3 protein-coding genes and 1 pseudogene are annotated in these 3050 nt (G+C 70.7%); 1 reads left to right on the forward strand and 3 read right to left on the reverse strand.

Going from position 1 to position 3050, the window contains the following annotated elements; translation table 11 throughout:
• The 3 genes and pseudogenes from DKL51_RS29005 to groES all read right to left on the reverse strand — a co-directional run.
• Window positions 1-491 (reverse strand): annotated as a pseudogene (locus tag DKL51_RS29005) (molybdopterin-binding oxidoreductase); the annotation flags it as partial.
• Window positions 492-614: 123 nt separating this feature from the next.
• Complete coding sequence (gene groL, locus DKL51_RS29010; RefSeq protein ID WP_109944371.1) at window positions 615-2258, reverse strand: chaperonin GroEL; 1644 nt, start codon at window positions 2256-2258, stop codon at window positions 615-617.
• 70 nt (window positions 2259-2328) lie between these two features.
• Window positions 2329-2637: a co-chaperone GroES gene (gene groES / locus DKL51_RS29015; protein WP_498070960.1), complete on the reverse strand. Its 309-nt coding sequence runs from the start codon at window positions 2635-2637 to the stop codon at window positions 2329-2331.
• Window positions 2638-2892: 255 nt separating this feature from the next.
• Here groES and DKL51_RS37700 point away from each other — a divergent pair.
• Window positions 2893-3050, forward strand: a 158-nt coding sequence (locus DKL51_RS37700) for a DUF8688 domain-containing protein (protein ID WP_498070961.1), incomplete at its 3' end; no start/stop codon positions are given.

The raw sequence follows: 3050 nt of genomic DNA on the forward strand, positions 1-3050 counted from the left end.
TTACCGACGGGCGGCCCAGCGGCGGGCTGGGTGGGCGGGGACCAGGCCCAGAGACTCGGCTGCAGCGGCCCGGCCAGGAGCAGCCAGAGGGCCAGGCCGCCCAGCGCCCCACCGACCAGCGAGGGCAGTGCGTCGGCGGCGGTTGCACCGGCCCGGGTCAGCGCGGCGGCCACCCCGAGCGCGGCGAAGGCGGCGATGCCGGCCAGGCCGATCCAGAGCCGGCGGGCGGCCAGCACGCCGAGCAGCGCGGCGAACGCCGCGAGCAGCACCGCCGTCCCGATCAGCAGAGCGATCTTGTCGTGCGTGCCGAAGAGCGAGATGGCGAAGTGCTTGACCGTCTCGGGGACGACATCGACGATCAGCCCGCCGACCGCGATCAGCGGCGCCGACGGGGCACCGGTGAGGACCGCGACCGGCTCGGCGACCCCGATCGCCACGGCGGCGGCGGTGATCCCGGCCAGCGCGGCGTACCCGCGGGAGGTGGTGCTCATCGGACCAGTCTTGTCGATCACCGGGGCGTACCGGTAGCAACGTCAGAGTTCCGTAAGCAGAGACGGATCAGAGCACACCGCCGACGTGGCGGTGTGCCCTGATCCAAGGCGTACGGCGTCGGATCAGAAGCCCGGGCCGTGCTGGTGGCCGTGACCGTGGCCGTGGCCGTGACCCCCCGCGGCGGGCTCGGCCTTCTCCGGCTTCTCCACCACGAGGCTCTCCGTGGTGAGCAGCAGGCCGGCGATCGAGGCGGCGTTGACGACCGCGTTGCGGGTCACCTTCACCGGGTCGACGATGCCGGACTTCGCCAGGTCGACGTACTGCCCGGAGGCGGCGTCGAGGCCGCTGCCCCACTCGCCGCGGGCGACCTTCTCCACCACGACGTAGCCGTCGTGACCGGCGTTCTGGGCGATCCAGCGCAGCGGCTCGACCAGCGCCTTGCGCACGATCGACACGCCGACCTTCTCGTCGCCGGTGAAGCCGAGGTCGTCGTCGAGCACCGGGAGGATCTGGGCCAGGGCGGCACCGCCGCCGGGGACCGTACCCTCCTCGACCGCGGCCTTGGTCGCCGCGATGGCGTCCTCGATGCGGTGCTTGCGCTCCTTCATCTCGACCTCGGTGGCCGCGCCGACCTTGATCACCGCGATGCCGCCGGAGAGCTTCGCCAGCCGCTCGGCCAGCTTCTCCCGGTCCCACTCGGAGTCCGAGGCCTCGATCTCCTTGCGGATCTGGGCGACCCGGTCGGCGACCTCGCCGGCCTGCCCGCCACCGTCGACGACGGTGGTGCTCTCCTTGTCGACCACGACGCGGCGGGCGGTGCCGAGCACCTCCAGGCCGACCTGGTCGAGCTTGTAGCCCAGCTCCGGGGCGACCAGCTCGGCGCCGGTCAGGATCGCCATGTCCTGGAGCATCGCCTTGCGGCGGTCGCCGAAGCCGGGGGCCTTGACCGCGCAGACCTTGAGGGTCTTGCGGATGGAGTTGACCACCAGCGTCGACAGCGCCTGGCCCTCGACGTCCTCGGCGATGATGAGCAGCGGCTTGTTGTTCTGGAGGACCTTCTCCAGCAGCGGCAGCAGCTCCTCGATCGCCGAGATCTTCTGCGTGGTGATCAGGATGTACGGGTCCTCCAGGACCGACTCCTGCCCCTCCACGTCGGTGACGAAGTTCGGCGAGATGAAGCCCTTGTCGAACTGGAGACCCTCGGTCACGTCCAGCTCGGTGGTGAGGGCGGAGCCCTCCTCGACGGTGATGACGCCGTCGCGGCCGACCTTCTCCATCGCCTCGGCGATCAGCTCACCGATGGTCGCGTCCTGCGCGGAGATCGTCGCGACGTGCGCGACCGACTCCTTGTCGGACACCTCGACGGCCCGGCCGAGCAGCGCCTCGGAGACCTTGGCGGCCGCCGCGTCGATGCCCCGCTTGAGGCCGGTCGGGTTGGCGCCGGCGGTCACGTTGCGCAGGCCCTCGCGGACCATCGCCTGGGCCAGCACGGTGGCGGTGGTGGTCCCGTCGCCGGCGACGTCGTTGGTCTTGGTCGCCACCTCCTTGACCAGCTGCGCGCCGAGGTTCTCGTACGGGTTGGTGAGCTCGATCTCCTTGGCGATGGTCACGCCGTCGTTGGTGATCGTGGGCACACCGAATTTCTTGTCCAGGACGACGTTGCGCCCGCGCGGGCCGAGGGTGACCTTGACCGCGTCCGCGAGGGCGTTGACACCGTGCTCCAGCAGGTGCCGGGCGTCGTCCGAGAAGCTCAGGATCTTCGCCATGAATGTCCCTTCGAAGCGACGTTGCCCCGGCCCGGCGAGCCGGACCGGGGCAACGACACTGATCGGTTGCTTACTTCTCGATGACCGCGAGGACGTCGCGGGCGGAGAGCACCAGGTACTCCTCGCCGGCGTACTTGACCTCGGTGCCGCCGTACTTCGAGTAGATGACGGTGTCGCCGACCTTGACGTCAACCGGGATCCGGTTGCCCTTGTCGTCGACGCGGCCCGGGCCGACAGCGAGGACGGTGCCCTCCTGCGGCTTCTCCTTGGCGGTGTCGGGGATCACGATGCCCGACGCCGTGGTGGTCTCAGCCTCGTTCGCCTGGACCAGAATCCGGTCCTCGAGCGGCTTGATCGCAACCTTGGTCGCGGTAGTCACGGGCATACCCTCCTGGGGTACTTGGTTTCGTTGCCGGACGGCGAGCCGACCGGCGTCAATCTGCCACATGCCACCGGGCGGGGCCGTCGTCGCGGGTGCCGGTCCGCCTGGCGTTCAGTTCCCGGACCCAGGGCCCGGAAGCTGGCACCCTCGATGTGAGAGTGCTAATCGCAGGTTATTCCTCGGCTAGCACTCCGTCAAGGAGAGTGCCAACCCGCCACCCGGCGCGTCGGGACCGGCGGGGAGAATGACCGGGTGGATCTCGACCAGCTCGCCGCGTTGCGTACCGCCGAGGGGTCGGCCGCGCTCGCGATGGCCGCGCCGCTCGCTGGCGGCGACCCGCTGGCCGCGGCCGTCAGGCTACGGTCCACCGGCGTGCCGGCCGACCTCGCCGCCGCCGCGCTCACCCAGGC

The organism is Micromonospora globispora (genome assembly GCF_003857015.1).
In the GTDB taxonomy this organism is placed as follows: domain Bacteria; phylum Actinomycetota; class Actinomycetes; order Mycobacteriales; family Micromonosporaceae; genus Micromonospora; species Micromonospora globispora.

Excerpts from the sequence above, each read along its gene's own strand:
- groL (WP_109944371.1), bottom strand. The coding sequence starts at position 2,258 with ATGGCGAAGATCCTGAGCTTCTCGGACGACGCCCGGCACCTGCTGGAG.